The organism is Oribacterium sp. Sow4_G1_1 (genome assembly GCF_052116105.1).
Classification (GTDB): Bacteria; Bacillota; Clostridia; order Lachnospirales; family Lachnospiraceae; genus Oribacterium.
Genome location: NZ_JBQKLS010000001.1, coordinates 1 through 15,259, shown reverse-complemented (window position 1 = coordinate 15,259; position 15,259 = coordinate 1). Strand labels below are relative to the sequence as shown.

The 15,259-nt window shown below is 54.5% G+C and carries 13 protein-coding genes; all 13 read left to right on the top strand.

The features are described from left to right. Positions 1-4: 4 nt before the first annotated feature. The 13 genes from ACTQ52_RS00065 (at position 5) to ACTQ52_RS00005 (ending at position 15,147) form a co-directional block, all read left to right on the top strand. Positions 5-820: an ABC transporter permease gene (locus ACTQ52_RS00065; protein ID WP_410042884.1), complete on the top strand. Its 816-nt coding sequence runs from the start codon at positions 5-7 to the stop codon at positions 818-820. Between the two features lie 134 nt (positions 821-954). Then, positions 955-1,707, top strand: coding sequence for a lysophospholipid acyltransferase family protein (locus tag ACTQ52_RS00060; protein ID WP_410042885.1), 753 nt, complete (start codon positions 955-957; stop codon positions 1,705-1,707). An 11-nt stretch (positions 1,708-1,718) separates the two neighbouring features. After that, entirely contained in the window at positions 1,719-2,870 is a 1,152-nt protein-coding gene (pheA, locus tag ACTQ52_RS00055; RefSeq protein ID WP_441981418.1) for a prephenate dehydratase, read from the top strand. A gap of 2 nt (positions 2,871-2,872) precedes the next feature. Continuing rightward, positions 2,873-3,574 carry a response regulator transcription factor gene (locus tag ACTQ52_RS00050; protein WP_410042887.1) on the top strand — a complete coding sequence of 234 codons (702 nt, stop codon included), beginning with the start codon at positions 2,873-2,875 and terminating at the stop codon, positions 3,572-3,574. A gap of 62 nt (positions 3,575-3,636) precedes the next feature. Then, positions 3,637-4,737, top strand: a complete 1,101-nt coding sequence (locus ACTQ52_RS00045; protein WP_441226575.1) for a sensor histidine kinase — start codon at positions 3,637-3,639, stop codon at positions 4,735-4,737. A 26-nt stretch (positions 4,738-4,763) separates the two neighbouring features. After that, positions 4,764-7,277 carry a hypothetical protein gene (locus ACTQ52_RS00040; protein ID WP_441981417.1) on the top strand — a complete coding sequence of 838 codons (2,514 nt, stop codon included), beginning with the start codon at positions 4,764-4,766 and terminating at the stop codon, positions 7,275-7,277. A 54-nt stretch (positions 7,278-7,331) separates the two neighbouring features. Further along, the gene (locus ACTQ52_RS00035) at positions 7,332-8,303 is read left to right on the top strand and encodes an ABC transporter ATP-binding protein (RefSeq protein WP_441981416.1); all 972 of its coding nucleotides are present in this window, start codon (positions 7,332-7,334) and stop codon (positions 8,301-8,303) included. Then, on the top strand, positions 8,272-8,988 hold the full coding sequence (locus ACTQ52_RS00030) for an ABC transporter permease (RefSeq protein ID WP_441226491.1): 717 nt from the start codon (positions 8,272-8,274) through the stop codon (positions 8,986-8,988). The genes ACTQ52_RS00035 and ACTQ52_RS00030 overlap by 32 nt, the downstream gene beginning before the upstream one ends. Before the next feature lie 105 nt (positions 8,989-9,093). Further along, positions 9,094-9,639 carry a VanZ family protein gene (locus tag ACTQ52_RS00025; protein ID WP_441981415.1) on the top strand — a complete coding sequence of 182 codons (546 nt, stop codon included), beginning with the start codon at positions 9,094-9,096 and terminating at the stop codon, positions 9,637-9,639. Positions 9,640-9,675: 36 nt separating this feature from the next. Then, a complete protein-coding gene (udk, locus tag ACTQ52_RS00020) occupies positions 9,676-10,305 on the top strand; it encodes a uridine kinase (protein WP_441981414.1) in 630 nt (209 codons plus the stop codon). Between the two features lie 84 nt (positions 10,306-10,389). Continuing rightward, a complete protein-coding gene (gene thrC, locus ACTQ52_RS00015; RefSeq protein WP_441981413.1) occupies positions 10,390-11,871 on the top strand; it encodes a threonine synthase in 1,482 nt (493 codons plus the stop codon). A 179-nt stretch (positions 11,872-12,050) separates the two neighbouring features. Beyond that, complete coding sequence (gene fba, locus ACTQ52_RS00010) at positions 12,051-12,914, top strand: class II fructose-1,6-bisphosphate aldolase (protein ID WP_410042895.1); 864 nt, start codon at positions 12,051-12,053, stop codon at positions 12,912-12,914. A gap of 97 nt (positions 12,915-13,011) precedes the next feature. Continuing rightward, positions 13,012-15,147 (top strand): glutamine synthetase III family protein, encoded by a 2,136-nt coding sequence (locus ACTQ52_RS00005; protein ID WP_441981412.1) that lies wholly within the window; start codon positions 13,012-13,014, stop codon positions 15,145-15,147. The last annotated feature ends 112 nt before the right edge of the window (positions 15,148-15,259 follow it).

Genomic DNA, 15,259 nt, shown 5'->3' with positions numbered 1-15,259 from the left:
ATACATGAAAGCATTTATCGAATTATTACAGCACATGGCCGAGAAGCGTCGGATGATCCTGGACCTTGCAAAGTCCGATTTTCGTAAGCGCTTCGTCGGCTCCTACTTCGGCATCATCTGGATGTTTCTCCAGCCGCTCGCGACGGTGACCATCTATGCGTTCATCTTCGGACCCTATGGTTTCAAGTCCGCGCCGCCGGTGCCGAACACGAGCTACGTGATCTGGCTGATTCCGGGCCTCGTGCCCTGGTTCTTCTTCAGTGAGAGCCTGAACACCTTGACCGGCATCCTGCAGGAGTACAGCTACCTCGTGAAGAAGGTCGTCTTCCCGGTGGAGCTCCTTCCGATCATCAAGCTCGCGTCCTGCTTTTTCGTTCACCTCTGTTTCATCGTGATCATGCTGGTCGCCTTCCTCGTGTCCGGCAAAACCCCGATGCTCAGCTGGCTCCAGATCATCTACTACAGCTTCGCTGCTTCCGTGCTGGTGCTGGGTCTCGGCTATCTCACGAGTGCGGTCAATGTCTTCTTTAAGGACATGCAGCAGATCGTCGGAATCTGCCTCCAGTTCGGTATCTGGATGTGCCCGATCATGTACGATGAAACCCTCTTTACGAGCCGTGCACCATGGGTCGGAACCCTGCTGAAGCTGAATCCGCTCTACTATATCGTGGCGGGGTACCGTGATTCCATGCTGACGGGAGCCGGGTTCTGGATGCGCCCGACCCTCGGCATTTACTTCTGGGTGGTGACGCTCGTGATTTTCTTCGTCGGCCTCTCGTTTTTCCGTAAGCTCCGTCCGCATTTTTCGGATGTATTGTAAGCGCACAGGCGGATGAAACGTTCGAAACTATGTGACCAGGCACCCTGAAACCGGGTGTTTACAGATACACAGCTGCGTATGCATGCTTTCTGCCGGAACGTGCAGAAGTATGGAAGCGCACATAAGGAGTCGATATGCTGTATACGATCGCAGTTTTAGCAAATGTACTGTTTTTTTTGACCTTCGGAAGTCTTTACTACCGTAGAAAGATCGAGGCGATCCAGGACCCGAAGAAGCGCGCGGAGTATACTCTGCCGCTCGTGCAGGGCATCTTCCGGAAGATTCTGAAAACAGCCCATGTGACGGTGGAGGTTGAGGGAATGGAAAACCTCACGTCGATCCCGAAGGACGAGGGTGTCCTGTTCGTCGGAAATCACCGCTCGTATTTCGATGTCATCATCGCCTATACCCTGGTGGACCGCCCGACCGGCTTCATCGCGAAGGCAGAGATCGAGAAGATCCGGCCGTTGAAGCGCTGGATGGACGAGCTCGGCTGTCTGTTTATGGATCGAAATAATCTGAAGCAGTCCCTGAAGGTCATCATCACGGCCATCAAGCAGGTGCGGGAGGGGCAGTCCATCTGGATCTACCCGGAGGGCACCCGTTCAGAAGGTGCGACAGAGCTCGACATGGAGACCTTTAAGGAGGGCTCCTTCAAGGTGGCAGAGAAGACCGGATGTAAGATCGTGCCGGTATCGATGATCGGAACACGCGATATTCTGGAGGCGCAGTTCCCGGCGATCAGACCGAAGCATATCAAGGTGCGCATCGGTGCTCCGATCGAGGTGAAAAACCTCGGTGCAGAGGAGCAGAAGCACATCGGCGCCTGTGTTCAGGCGAGGGTGAAGGCGGATATCCAGACACTGCTGGCAGAAGAGAAAGACTAAAGGGTCATTACATGGAAGAAAAAAACGCACTTTTAAAGATTCGTGACCAGCTCGATGTACTGGATTACCAGATTACAGAGCTTTATAAGCAGCGGATGGACCTCTGCGAAAAGGTGGCAGAGTATAAGATCGAAACCGGCAAAGCGGTATTTGATCCAGTACGGGAGGCGCAGAAGCTGGATACCGTACAGTCCTATCTCGATACGGATTTCGATCGGAAGGCGATCCGGGAGCTCTATCAGCAGATGATGACGATTTCGAGACGCCGGCAGTTCGGTATTCTGTCTGCACATGGCAAGAGCTTCCATGCGGATTTCGAGAAGCTCGATGCGATTCCGAAGAGTGGAAAGCGCGTCGTTTATCAGGGCGTCGAGGGTGCGTATGCCCATCTTGCGGCACGACAGTGCTTCGGCACGGAGACAGCACTCCGCCATGTGAAAACATGGAAGGATGCCATGGACGAGGTCGTGGAGGAACAGGCGGACTACGCAGTGCTTCCGATCGAGAATTCCAGTCATGGGGCAGTTTCAGATATTTTCGATCTTCTGGTGCGCTATCCGTCGCTCGCGATCGTCGAGGAGGTCGATCTGCATGTGGCGCATGCGCTGATGAGCGTGGCGGGCGCCAGCGTGGACGGACTGAAGCGGATCTACTCACATCCACAGGCACTCGGTCAGTGCGCGGCCTTTCTGGAGGCACATCCGGAGATCGAGGCGGTGCCGGTGCTGAACACCGCAGTCGCTGCAGCGTACGTCCGGGATCATCAGGATCCGTGCTGCGCAGCACTCGCCTCCGAGCTCTCTGCGGAGCTGTATGGACTGACGATTCTGCAGCATGGAGTCAATCAGGAAAAGAGCAACACGACCCGCTTTATCGTGCTCGGCCGTGAGCGCGTCTATACAGCGGATGCAGAGAAGATCAGTATCTGCTTCGAAACAGCACATAAGCCGGGTACGCTCTATAATGCACTGGGTAATTTTATATTCAATGATGTCAATATGCTGATGATCCAGTCCCGGCCGATTCAGGAGAAGCCGTTCGAGTATCGCTTCTTCGTCGATCTCGAGGGAAACCTGTCCATGCCGAATGTCATCAATGCACTCGCCGGACTCGAGGATCAGATCACATCCCTTCGTATCCTGGGGAATTACGGAAAGGAGTAACTATGTCACAGATTAGTGTGCTCGTCGTTGACGATGAAAAGGAAATCGCAGAGCTGGTGGAGATCTATCTCGTCAGTGACGGATATAAGGTATTTAAGGCCTACAATGCAGAAGAGGGCCTGAAGATCCTCGATGAGCAGGAGATCCATCTCGTGCTGCTCGACATCATGATGCCGGGCATGAACGGTCTCGAGATGTGCCGGAAGATCCGGACGAAGTCCAACATCCCGATCATCATGTTGTCGGCGAAGTCCACGGACCTCGATAAGATCGTCGGCCTCACCGGCGGTGCGGACGATTATGTGACGAAGCCGTTTAATCCGCTGGAGCTGACGGCACGCGTGAAGTCACAGCTTCGCCGATATACGCAGCTGAACCCGAACGCAGCGGATCAGTTCGCCAGCAGTGAGATCACGATCCGTGACCTCACCATCAACAAGGATAATCATCGTGTACTGGTGGACGGCGAGGAAATCAAGCTGACGCCGATCGAGTTCGAGATTCTGTTCCTGCTGGCATCCCATCCGGGCAAGGTGTTCTCCACCGATGAGATCTTCGAAAAGGTATGGGATGAAAAGGTTTATGAGGCCAACAACACGGTGATGGTGCACATCCGCCGTTTGCGTGGAAAGCTGCGGGAGGAGAGCCGCGAGAACAAGATCATCTCGACCGTCTGGGGCATCGGTTATAAGATCGAGAAGTAAGCATCACGACCTTGGAAAAAGATAAGAACGAGCAGAAAAATCATACCCATGGGCATGGCTATATGATGCAGCTGATGGCACATATCGGCATCGCGTCGGTGATTACGATCATCCTCCTCGTGTTTCTCATCACGAATCTTACAGCCATCACCAGCTTTCTTTATCAGACAGGAAACGATTCTCAGGCCCTGCAGCGCTTCGCGCTCGGCTCGACCATCAGTGTCCTGCTTTTTGTGCTGCTCGGAATTCTCCTGTTTTCCCTGATTTTCCTGCTTTTGCAACGAAAGATGGCGCGGGATGTCGAGACGATCGCCCGTGCAGTGAAGCAGATTTCCGAGGGGGATCTCAGTACCCGCCTGGAGCTGGAGGGGGAGGGGGAACTCACGGATATCGCCGAAAATCTGAATCGTATGGAGGAGGATATCCAGGAGCTCATCGATAAGGAGCGGACATCGGAGCAGTCGAAGACGGATCTGATTACCAATGTCGCACATGATCTCAGGACACCGCTGACTTCTATCCTCGGATATCTCGAGCTGCTTCGGAAGAATCAGAAGCTCTCACCGGAGATGCAGCAGAAGTATCTGGACATCGCCTACAACAAGTCGGTACGCCTTCAGAAGCTGATCGAGGAGCTGTTCGGCTTCACGAAGCTATCCTATGGAAAAATCAATATGAACGTGGCGAAGGTGGACATCGTCGAGCTGCTGGCACAGCTTCTCGAGGAGAGCTACCCGAATTTTCAGAAAAACGGCCTCAGCTATGATTTCGTATCGAATCGGAAGTCGCAGATCATCGAAGCCGATGGTGATCTGCTGGCACGACTTTTCGACAATCTGATCGGCAATGCCATCAAGTACGGTAAGGAAGGAAAGCGTGTCCGGGTCAATCTCCGGGCGGATCGAGAGATCGTGACGATCAAAATCGTGAATTACGGTTATGTGATTCCGGCAAATGAGCTGCCGCTGATTTTCGACCGCTTTTATCGGACGGATCACAGCCGGACGAACGCGTCCGGTCCCGGTGGAACGGGCCTCGGTCTGGCCATCGTCAAGAACATCACCGATATGCATCATGGTACGGTGTCGGTTTCTTCAGATCTTTCGGGAACGGTCTTCACGGTCCGACTGAAGATTCATTTTGATGGGGAGAGAACATTTTGAGTTCCGGATATAAGCGAAGTATGTCGATGCAGCGAATTTCATATCGTCTATCTGGCTTCCGCAGTACCGGCCGGGGGCTGTGGTTCATACTGACCCTGCTCTGCCTGCTGCTTCTGTTTTCAGTGCGTAGCTATGCGGATACCGTCGATCTCTCGGTGACCTATGGCTATCAGAACACAGCGAAAGCCGGCCGACGTCTGCCGCTCAGCATCGGCATCGAAAACCATCAGGAGAGTACCTTCTCCGGCTATATCCATGTCTATATGGTTGAGTCGGAGGACAGTGTCTATGAGTACCGCTATCAGAAAATCGTCGAGGGCGGTTCCTCGGATACGCTGAATGTAACCGTGTCACTCAGCTCCGGTATCAGCCAGCTGCTGGTGACGGCGGAGGACAGAGAGGGGCATACGCTGGGCTCACGGCGGATCGGCCTCGATGTCGCAGGCTCCGATGCAGAGCTTATCATCGGGATCATCTCCGATCATCCAGAGGCGCTCAGTTATCTGGATAATGTGGGGATCAATAACGGTATTCTCAGGACCCGGAGTGTGATTCTGCCGGTCGATGATCTGCCAGATTCAGAAAACGAGCTCGATCAGCTGGACGTTCTTCTGATTTCGAACTTTTCGATGAAGAGGATACGTAAGAACGAGGCAGAGGTCATCGCACAGTGGGTACGGGATGGCGGTATCCTGCTGCTGGGAACAGGAGCGCGTGGGGAGGATGCCCTGAGCCCATACTACGCAGGGTATCTACGAAATGCACTTCAGCCGACGGAGATGAGTCTCGAAATGGGGAACGCGTATCACGAGAACGGAGATCTGGAATTCCTCTCACTGACGGCCTCCCCGGTTCAGATCAAGGGTGGACAGGAGGTCGTGCTTTCGGATGGTGTGCCGATCGTTTCGGAGATCTCGGAGGGTGCGGGTATCGTCGCCATCAGCGGGTATGATTTCTGTGACCTTACGCGTTTCGCCACGGATCAGAGTGGATACATCGACCAGCTCTTTTCTGCTGTTCTCGGGAAAACGCGTCTCGAAAATCTCTCGATCACGGCTTCGGAGCGGAGTCTCGCCCGCTACTGGAATGTACAGGAGCTTATGAACCTGAGTGATCTCCGAAAGGTGCCGAAGCCACTGCTCTATGCCGTCATTCTCGCTGCCTATGTTCTTCTGATCGGTCCAGGACTTTACTTTTTCATGCGTGAACGGGAGGTCCTTCGGATGTACCGTCCGGGCGTCCTGCTGGTGACGGCGCTGACGATCATTCTCGTGTATGTCATGGGACTCGGCACACGTTTCATGGGGCCGTTCCTGACCTGTGTCCGTCTGAAAAACATCTCGGCGGAGAGCGTCGATGAGACGGATTATCTGAATCTGCGCTCACCCTACTACCGAAGCTATGAGCTTCCGGTGAAGACCGAGTATGATGTGTATCCAATCTTGAAGGGCGCGGACTTTACAGGCGATATCCAGGGACTGCTGTCTATGGAGGAGAATGTAAGTCATACGAGCATCGATAACGGTCGTGAGAAAAAGACGATCACGATTCAGAACGCGGCACCGTTTGCGGCCCGTTACTTCGAGCTTCACAACAACATGCCGAACGCCGATGGAAGCTTCCAGTCGGATATCGTCTTTGCGGACGGCAGTGTACGTGGCACGCTCACAAATGGTACGGCCTATGACCTCGGCGATGCGGCACTGCTGATCTATGGAAAGGTGATCCGGATCGGACGTCTGGATGCCGGTGCCAGCATTGACCTCGGAAGCTGTGAGACCATCAATGTGCCGGTGGGTGACAGCCGGAAAATCGCCGCCAGTGTCACCAGCGGAGGCTGGCAGAGCTTCCTTCGCTACTATCTGATGAACAGCCTGAACGGCTATTTCAGTGATGCGCGCATCGTCGGCTGCGTCCGGGAGGAGAATCCAGAGAAGCAGCCACTGGATTTCACAGAGCAGACGGATATCGACAGCTATGGCTTCACGATGGTGGTTTCCTCTCTGCCGTTCAGTACCCGCGTGGGGGATGTCTACAGCTACAGTGCACTCTCGACGGATCCGCAGATCCAGTCGGGTGATTATGATGCGACGGAGAACACGGTCGCGAGTGCATGGCCGACGACGCTTGAGTACCATCTCGGCGAGGGCAGTGACATCACGACTCTCACAATCGAGAGTCTTTCGGCGGAAGATGCGGGGGAGGCGAAGTCCATCGGCAGCGTGCGTCCGTTCCGTGGCAGCATGAGCTTCTATAATTATACGACCGGCGGCTTCGATGTCATCGATATCGGAAACGGTGTGCTGACGCGGGCACAGCTTAACAGCTATCTCGATGAGGACAACATACTCATCGTGCGCTATACCTCGAGTGAGGAGAACACGGGGATCGATGAGCGACGGTATCTCCCGATGCTGACCGTGACGGCACGGAATACAGAAGAAAAGCCGGTGGAGATGATCGATGCGGCTGAACTTGAGGCATCCGAGTATGTCGGGGAAGGCAGTGTGTCGGAGGAAACAGAGCCCGGCATCGGATGAGATCGGAAAGAATCTGTATGGGGGGTCAGCCACGGATGAGAAAGGAGCGTATCCATGATTTCTTTTGAAAATGTCAAAAAGAGCTACGGCCATGTGACAGCGCTCGATGGGCTCACGATGCATGTGGAGGATGGCGCACTGTATGCACTCGTCGGACCGAATGGTGCCGGGAAAACCACGGCACTTCGTATGCTGCTCGGACTCGTATATCCGGACAGCGGCCAGGTCCTGATCGATGATATGGAGGCAGGCGCGGATGTGCGTCGCCTGAAGCGCCGCATCGGATATGTGCCGGATCGCATCGGTGCCTACCCGAACCTTCGTGTATCAGAGTATATGGACTTTTTTGCGGACTGCTATGATCTGTCCGGTGTGAAGACGAAGCGACAGATTCAGATGCTGCTCGATCTCGTCGGGTTACGTGATCGGCAGGGGCAGTATATGGATTCGCTGAGCCGGGGAATGCAGCAGAAGCTGAGCCTGGCCCGTGCGTTGATCCATGACCCGAAGATTCTCGTTATGGATGAGCCGACGGTCGATCTGGATCCGGCGACGCGCTTCGAGTTCCGGCAGATCCTCGCAAGCCTCGCGGATTCCGAAAAGACCATCCTGATCAGTTCACGTACACTGACGGAGATTTCGGATCTGTGTACGGATATCGGCATCCTCGACCGCGGTCGTCTGGTCATGGAAGGAAAAATCCATGAGGTGCTGGATCGGGTGGATGCGTCGAATCCGATCATCATCAGCATCGCAGGAAATCTGAGCTCGGCGATGCAGACACTGAAGCATGATCGTCTGGTGAAATCGATCAGTATCCGGGATAAGAATCTGCTGATTACGTATGCGGGCTCACAGAAGGAGGAATCGGCACTGCTTCGTCGACTGATCGAGGCGGGTGTGCCGGTACGCGGCTTCCATCGGGAGAAGGGCGACCTGGAATCTCTTTTCCTGCAGCTGACCGGTGCACGTGAAGAAAGGAGGGTGACATACTATGAAGCGGAATCCGATTTTCCGGAGGGATGAGCTCATCAATGCACGTAGTCTGACGCTTCCGCTGCTTGTGACACTCCTGAACGGGGGACTGAGCATCCTGATTCTGATCAATCTGTTTTATATCGTCTCGACGGCGGAGCTGACGGGGGAGATCGCGTATCAGAGCTTCCTGCGTATCTACTATATCGCAGCACTGCTGGAGCTTCTGCTCGTGCTTCTGCTCGCGCCGGCACTGGCCGCGTCCTCCGTTGCCAGTGAGCGGGACCAGCGTTCACTGGGGCTTCTGCTGACGACTCAGCTGACACCGGCGGATATCATCATCGGCAAGCTGATGAGTGTGATGAGTACACTGATGCTGCTCGTTGCGACGGCACTTCCGATCTTCGCAACCGTATACATCTATGGCGGTATTACCTTCTTCGATATCCTGATGTACCTGCTTACGGCCTTCGTATGCGCGCTGCTGTCCACGAGCATCGGCATACTCGTCAGTGTCAGTATCTATATCACAACGGCCGCCACGCTGGTGTCGTATGCCGGCATGGCGCTCTGCATCCTGGCCGCGCTGCTGTTCGTTCAGTTCCGTGGACGCTTCGGCATCGGTGGGGTACAGGCGTATGTCATCGCCCTCCTGTTTTTTATGCTTCTGTCGCTTCTGGCACTCGGCTTCAGTATGCGACAGCTGAAGCCGCATCCGGTACGCCGGAAAGCGTAGACGAAAGAGCGGCAAGGACAGAAGATGTCCTATGCTTCGACCGCAGGGATAGATTTCGGCTCATGGCATACGGGATCGACAGTGACAGGAGACAGAACGAACAGAATGAAAGAAGTGGTGGATATCACGGAAAACAGAATACAGGCTGCAGCTCCGAGACGACGGAAAGCGGCACGTGTCTGCTTCCTGCTGAGCCTCTTATGGATGGTGTTTATTTTTATGATGTCGCAGCAGAACGCAGATGTGTCGACGGAAACAAGCCTTCGGGCCGGTACGCTCGTGGCAGAGCTCGTGGTGCCGGGCTATCGTGACTGGCCGGCAGGAGAGCAGCGGGAACTTGCGATGCAGATCGACTATCCGGTGCGGAAGCTCGCCCATGCCAGCGAGTATACGGTGCTCGGCATACTGTACAGTCTGAGTGCACTGTCGGTAGCGGTGGTACCGAAGCGGAGAAGGCTGCTCTGTACGGCCTTTCCGCTCGGTGTTCTCTATGCAGCGAGTGATGAGTTTCATCAGCTGTTTGTGCCGGGACGTGCCGGGCGGGTGAGCGATGTGCTCATTGACAGCAGCGGGGTGCTGCTCGGAATCGCGATTGTTTCTCTTTTTATGCACATAAAGCAATTCTTGAAAACGAAGTCTGTTTATGCTTAAATGTTATCTATTGAACAGAGATGGGAGAGGTGAAAGATGAACTGTATCATGATCGGTATCGCCGGTGGTTCAGGCTCCGGCAAGTCTACCTTTACGAATCGTCTTAAGAAGGAATTTGGTGATCAGGTTACCGTGATTTATCACGATAATTACTATAAGTCGAACGATGGCATCCCGTTTGAGGTACGTCAGAAGGTGAACTACGATCATCCGGATGCCTTCGAAACGGATCTTCTCATCGCACATCTGAAGGCACTTCGGCGCGGCGAGTGCGTACAGTGTCCGGTGTATAACTATGCCGAGCATAATCGTTCGCAGGAGACGACCGAGCTTCGACCGAGCAGAATCATCATCGTCGAGGGCATCCTCGTCCTCGAAAATCCGGAGCTTCGTTCCCTTTTCGATATTAAAATCTATGTGGAAGCCGATGCAGATGAGCGTATCATCCGTCGCATCATCCGTGATGTGAAGGAGCGTGGCCGTCATGTCGAGGATATCTCCGAGCAGTATCTGACGACCGTGAAGCCGATGCACTATCTGTATGTCGAGCCGACGAAAGCACTCGCGGACATCGTCATCAACAGTGGTATGAACGATGTCGCCTTCGATCTCATGCGTACGAAGATTCAGAAGATTCTCGATACACTGGAGAACGGAGCCGATTAACCGCCCCTCACGGTCGAGGTCGGCCGATGAAGGATAGAAGCAGTCAGTTAAACATACATGTATATAAAAATGGGAGGTAGCCGCATGCTTTACAACAGTACCCGAGGGGGAGAGAATGGCCTCCGCGCATCGGAGGCCATTCTGAAGGGGCTCGCGTCGGATGGTGGTCTTTTCATGCCGGAGAAACTGCCGGTACTTACGAAGTCACTTTCGGAATTAAGCACGCTTTCATATCAGGATCTTGCGTATGAGATTATGAAGGAGTTTTTCACGGATTTTACCGAGGAGGAGCTCCGTCACTGTATCTGTGCGGCCTACGATGAGAAGTTCGAGGATCCGAAGATCGCACCGCTGGTAAAGAAGGGCGGCGCATGGTACCTCGAGCTGTTTCACGGAAAAACCATCGCATTTAAGGATATGGCCCTCTCCATCCTCCCACACCTGATGGTGACCAGTGCACGGAAGAATCAGGTGACGGATCGTATCGTGATCCTGACCGCGACCTCCGGTGATACCGGAAAGGCGGCGATGGCCGGCTTCGCGGATGTACCGGGTACGGAAATCATCGTATTCTATCCGTATGGAGGTGTTTCCCGTTTCCAGGAGCTGCAGATGCGGACCGAACCGGGGAAGAATACCCACGCAGCAGCGATCCGTGGCAACTTCGATGATGCCCAGACCGGTGTGAAGCAGATCTTCCATGATCAGGCATTTGCACAGAAGCTGAAGGCACAGGGCGTCGTTCTGAGCTCGGCAAACTCCATCAACATAGGCCGTCTGGTTCCGCAGGTGGTCTACTATGTCTATGCATATGGTCAGATGCTTCAGGCTGGTGATGCCGCAGAGGGTGAGAAGATCGATGTCTGCGTCCCGACCGGTAACTTCGGTAATATCCTGGCAGCGTATCTCGCGAAGCACATGGGGGTGCCGATCGAGAAGCTGATCTGCGCATCCAACGAAAATAAGGTATTGACGGACTTCTTCGGTACCGGTGAGTATAATCGGAACCGTCCGTTTATCCTTACCTCCAGCCCGTCGATGGATATCCTGATCTCCTCGAACCTGGAGCGCCTTATCTATCTCAGCACCGGCTGCAACAGTGTGAAGACCGCACAGCTCATGGAGGACCTTCGTACGAAGGGTGTGTATGAAGTGAGTGAAGATATGCGTCAGTTCATGGCGGACTTCGTCGGTGGCTTCGCAGAGGAGCCGGAGGTCTTTAAGACCATCCGTGATCTGAAGGAAGAGGCCGGATATGTACTGGATCCGCATACAGCAGTTGCATCTGCCGTCTATAAGCAGTATGCTGAAAAGACGGGCGATACCCGTAAGACCGTGGTCGCATCGACCGCAAGCCCGTATAAGTTTGCACCGAATGTGATGAAGGCCCTTGGGTACGATGTGGAGCATCAGGATGTGTTCGCTGTCATCGACCAGCTGTCGGAGATTTCCGGTGTGCCGGAGCCACGTGCGATTCGTGAGGTACGAAACGCAGCGATCCGTCACAGCGAGGTCTGCGAGATTTCCGAGATGAAAAAGATGGTCGAGGACTTCCTCTTCGTCTGAGATTTTTCAGAGAGCGCATCGTGCCTGTGAGAGAGCGACAGGGATGTGTTTAGTGAAAATGTGTATAGGAAACATGGAAAACGAAGTAGAGCTTGTCTATGTTTCTATAGAAATACAATGCAGGCTGTGTTAATATATTCACATAGTTTCTAAATGCTGTTTTATTAGGAGGAAATACAATGTTAGTTAACGCTAAGGGAATGCTTGATAAGGCACTGGCTGGTCACTATGCTGTACCACACTTCAACATCAACGATCTGGAGTGGGCGAAGTCTGTACTGCTTGCATGCGAGGAGGTGCAGTCTCCGGTAATCCTCGGTGTATCCGAGGGTGCAGGCAAGTACATGACCGGCTTTAAGACCGTTGCTGCGATGGTAAAGGCGATGGTTGAGGAGCTCGGCATCACCGTTCCGGTGGCACTTCACCTTGACCACGGCACATACGATGGAGCGAAGGCTTGCATCGAGGCCGGCTTTACGTCAGTTATGTTCGATGGCTCACACTATGACATCGACGAGAACGTGGAGAAGACCAAGGAGCTCGTAAAGCTCGCACACGAGCATGGCTGCAGCCTGGAGGCTGAGGTCGGCGGTATCGGTGGTGTAGAGGATGGTGTTACCTCTGCCGGTGAGAAGGCAGATCCTGCAGAGTGCAAGCGCATCGCAGATCTCGGTGTAGACTTCCTTGCAGCTGGTATCGGTAACATCCACGGTGTATATCCGGCAGACTGGCAGGGTCTCGACTTCGATGTACTCGCAGCCATCAAGGAGCAGATCGGTGATCTTCCGATGGTTCTGCATGGTGGTTCCGGTATCCCGGATGAGATGATCCAGAAGGCCATTTCTCTCGGTGTTTCAAAGATCAACGTAAATACCGAGCTTCAGATCGTATTTGCCAAGGCGACCAGAGCGTACATCGAGGCTGGTAAGGATCTTCAGGGTAAGGGCTACGATCCTCGTAAGCTTCTGAAGCCGGGTGCAGAGGCCATCATCGAGGAGTGCAAGGCACGTATCGCTGTATTCGGTTCCGCACACAAGGCTTAATCTAACGGTTACTTTTAGAACCTGTCCCAGATCCTGGGACGGGTTCTTTTCACGCACTATGTCCTGCCTTTCATAGGGGAGTAGAAGGAGACAATGAATGAGTGAAGTTATAAATGTTACGGAAATTTTCGGTGAGGATGTCTTTAACGACAAGGTGATGCAGGAGCGTCTTCCGAAGGCAGTCTATAAGAAGCTGAAGAAGACCATCACAGAGGGCTACGAGCTCGATCCGACCATCGCGGATGCGGTTGCGCAGGCGATGAAGGAGTGGGCACTCGAGAACGGTGCGACCCATTACACGCACTGGTTCCAGCCGCTGACCGGGATCACCGCAGAGAAGCATGATTCCTTTATCTCGGCCGCCGATGCCGACGGTAAGGTCATCATGGAGTTCTCCGGCAAGGAGCTGGTCCGCAGTGAGGCCGATGCTTCTTCATTTCCGTCCGGTGGACTTCGTGCGACCTTTGAGGCGAGAGGCTACACCATCTGGGACTGCACCAGCCCGGCCTTCCTTCGTCGCGAGGGAGAGAATGGCGAAATCGTAACACTTTGCATCCCGACCTCCTTCTGTTCCTTCGGTGGTGAGGCGCTGGATACGAAGACCCCGCTGCTTCGCTCCATGCAGGCGATCAATGAGCAGGCACTGCGTATTCTCCGTCTGTTCGGTAACACGACATCGAAGTCGGTGAAGCCATCCGTCGGTGCAGAGCAGGAGTATTTCCTGATCGACCGGAACAAGTATCTGAAGCGGAAGGACCTCATCTATACGGGGCGTACCCTCTTCGGCGTGATGCCGGCGAAGGGCCAGGAGCTCGATGACCACTACTTCGGTTCCATCCGTCATCGCATCGCCGCCTTCATGCGCGATGTGGATGTGCAGCTCTGGAAGCTCGGCGTCACCGCGAAGACGGAGCACAACGAGGTCGCACCGGCACAGCATGAGCTGGCACCGGTCTATGATGAGGCGAACCTTGCGGTCGACCATAACCAGCTGGTGATGGAGGTCATGAAGAAGACCGCACCACGCCATGGTCTCGAGTGCCTGCTCCATGAGAAGCCGTTCTCCGGTGTCAATGGTTCCGGTAAGCACAACAACTGGTCGCTCGTAACGGATGATGGCATCAATCTGATGTATCCTGGCGAGACACCGCATGAGAACATTCAGTTCCTTCTGGTTCTTTCCTGCGTACTGGCCGCGGTCGATAAGCATGCGGATCTCCTTCGTCTCAGTGCGGCGGATGTCGGAAACGAGCATCGTCTCGGTGCGGATGAGGCACCACCAGCGATCGTTTCTGCGTTCATCGGCACCCAGCTCGAGGATGTCGTGGAGCAGCTGATCGGTACCGGCTATGCGACCGAGTCGAAGCAGGGCAAGATCCTTCCGACCGGTGTCAACACCATGCCGGATCTCTATGCGGATGTCACCGATCGTAACCGTACGTCACCGTTTGCCTTTACCGGTAACAAGTTCGAGTTCCGTATGGTGGGTTCGGCCGAGTCCATCGCAAGTGCGAACATTATCCTCGACGCTATCGTCGCTGAGCAGTTTAAGGAAGCCGCCGACGTACTGGAGAAGGCAGAGAACTTCAGCGATGCGTGTCATGATTACATCAAGAAGCTCCTGACGGAGCACCAGCGGATCATCTTTAACGGAAACGGCTACTCCGAGGAGTGGGTAGAGGAGGCAGAGCGCAGAGGTCTTCCGAATCTTCCGTCCATGGTGGATGCGATTCCGGCCCTGACCACCGAGAAGGCGATCAAGCTCTTTAAGGAGTTCGGTATCTATACAGAGGCCGAGCTGGTGAGCCGTGAGGAGGTCGAGTACGAGCAGTACTCGAAGGTCATCAATATCGAGGCACGTGCGATGATCAATATCTCCGGCAAGCAGATCATCCCGGCGGTTATCCACTACACCACGCGTCTCGCCGATTCGATCCGCAAGGTGAGCGAGGCATGCCCGGAGGCGGATGTATCGGTTCAGAAGGGACTTCTGCTGCATGCGTCGAAGCTGCTTTCGGATATGGAGCAGGCAAGAACGAAGCTGCTGCAGGATGTCGAGCTGTATGGCCCGGAGAAGGATGCCGAGAAGAAGGCACGGGCATACCACGATACGATCGTGCCGGATATGCGGGCACTGCGTACACCGGTCGATGAGCTGGAGCAGATCGTGGATAAGGATCTGTGGCCGTATCCGAGCTATGGTGATATGATTTTCGAGGTTTCCGAGCCTTAATATGCGAACGCTAGTACCGGGGGGGGGGGGGGGGGGGGGGGGGGGGGGGGGGGGGGGGGGGGGGGGGGGGGGGGGGGGGGGGGGGGGGGGGGGGTTGTTTGATGTTATTTTT